This window comes from Hyella patelloides LEGE 07179 (assembly GCF_900659865.1).
In the GTDB taxonomy this organism is placed as follows: Bacteria; Cyanobacteriota; Cyanobacteriia; order Cyanobacteriales; family Xenococcaceae; genus Hyella; species Hyella patelloides.
This window is the reverse complement of sequence record NZ_LR214252.1, coordinates 1-2,282: the sequence shown is the minus strand read 5'-3', so window position 1 is coordinate 2,282 and position 2,282 is coordinate 1. Positions and strand designations below refer to the sequence as shown.

The 2,282-nt window shown below is 31.2% G+C and carries 1 pseudogene; it reads right to left on the bottom strand.

Features of this window, described 5'->3' with window-relative positions:
* Positions 1 to 792: 792 nt before the first annotated feature.
* Positions 793 to 1,368 (bottom strand): annotated as a pseudogene (locus tag H1P_RS32825) (ISH3 family transposase); the annotation flags it as partial.
* Between the last annotated feature and the right edge of the window lie 914 nt (positions 1,369 to 2,282).

Below are 2,282 nucleotides of genomic sequence, written 5' to 3'. Positions count from 1 at the left end.
TTTTTCTGTCTAGCTTTTGAAATTTAGATGCGTTTGCCCTGAGTCCCGGGTTTGTTTGGGCATAATTTTTGTTTAAGTCCCGTTAGGCATTCATTGCCTGATTTACCTCGTCGTCGCTGCCACCAAACCACTGTGTCTTTGGTTTTTGCACTTATCACAGTAAAGAGGACAGATTGTCGCATATGTCTCTCTTTCCACCTTCTTAGTACAGCTTTTACATACGAATTTGTACACTCTGGTATGGATTGTGCGGGTATGTGCCTTAACTCGAACTTTTTTACTTGACATTTTGCTCCCGATCTCAATTAGATTAATTTTGGACAAAGTTAACACAGAATTTGCTCTCAAGAAAGCTAAAACCAAACAATTGAGCAAAATCGCTAAAATTCAGTAGATGGACAAGTGTTCAGAGAACGCGATCGCGCCCGCCCAAAAATGATTTAGAGTCACAATTTCTCTCAGTACCTTTGTTCTAAAAGACTCTCATTAATATAAGTAAAGGTTATATTAATACCTAGTATGACTTTAAATTGCAGTATTATGTTCATATTTGGGAAATAAAACTGTTACAAAAACAACAATATTTTAAAATCATTTTAAGTCAAAAATAATTGAGTATTGGATTTAAGTTTTTTCAAGAAATTTTGAGTGTTCGAGCAGATTTTGACAAAAGTTATCTCTTAAACGCAACAGTTTGAATAGTTGAACAGACCCTCGCCCTTAGATTAAAGCTTTAAGCTTATTTTTTTTAGATGAGTATAAATATTAATTAACTGCTAGGAATATAAACTACTTTTCTGAATACAATGTTTTGATTTTGATTTGTAAAGAGTTTATTTTCTCTAAAAGATAAGTAATGAGAGCTACAGATGTATAGCTTTTTTTTACCCCAATGATAGCTATAGTTAATCGCTTATTTTTGGTGATAATATAGATAGTAGCATAAGCGAAAAATGAACAAGTTCCATTTTTTGCTTGACTACGATAAATATAATCTTCTTCTTTTTTCCTAGATGTACCATAGTAAGGGATTAAATTTAAATCGATTGCTAGTTTATGTTTTTTCTTCTTTATTCTAAGGGGAAGTTTACTTGTTAATGCTTGATTTACTTCTTTTTCTAAGTCTTCAAAATTATCAATTTTGCTTAAATGATATCTGACATTTCGACCAGACCAAGAGTTTTTTAAACTAGAAGCTGTATTTTCTATCGTATCACTACGACTAGCTGCTCCTACTAAAATATTAAATAAATCGCTTTGTTGACAATCACTTTGGGTCTTAATTGAAATATTTTCTTTTAAACAATCAACAACTTTTTTTAAAGTTTCTTCATCTGTTAAAACAGCTTTTTCTTTAGTATTAGTCAATTTTTAAAACTCAATAAATTGGCAAATACTCCAAAGCATACAATATTTTTGACAGAGCAAATATAAGCGAGTATATATAACTAAATCCTTATCTAAAAACTATAATTAATACTTATTCTATATCCTCTGCTTTAAAACATTAGTACTAATAAATTCGGACAAAAGTCAAGTCCCTCAGTATGGCGACCACGCTGTCAAAAACTTGTCCATCTACTGAAATTAGCGATTTTGCTCGATTTCCCAGCTAATTTCGGCGACTCAACTCACGAACAGTCTGCCAGGGCGTAGTGCTGCTTAGAGTAAACCGCTTTTTTCAATTTAAGATGCTCAGTCAGGCGATTGTCGATTGTTGATTGAAGATTAAAGAATTGACACTATTACCGATTTTTCTCAAAAATTTCCACTTCATCAAGATTTTGACCCCGACTATCAAAGGGACATTTTCTTTTCCGAAAACATCAAAATACTCCCCCAAGATTATCTGAGCCACTCCGCTACCAATGAAAAACCCTCTAAACTTGCTAATTCAAAATGTTTCTTTAATTGGCTATTTACCAATCTTTATTTTATTTAATTTTGTTTTATTTATTGTTACTTTTTCTTCTACTTTATTAAGATAATTTTGGTGATTGTGCTGTAAAGTCTTTAACTATGAGGATTAAGGGAACTAATCTTTTGAAGCCAACTCCACCCTCTCTTATTTTCTGAAGATTAATTTGATTTTTTACTCTACGATTCTCGATCTTTTATTTATTTTTTATTATTTTGTCTTTTCCAATACTCGACCTTATATATTCTTTGGCTGATTAAAGTTTTGGTTTACCTCTCGATACTCTGGGCAATTTACTGTTATTTTTATTTTATTTTATTTTATTCTTTTTTTATTTTACTAAAAATATCACTTAGCTTTTTTT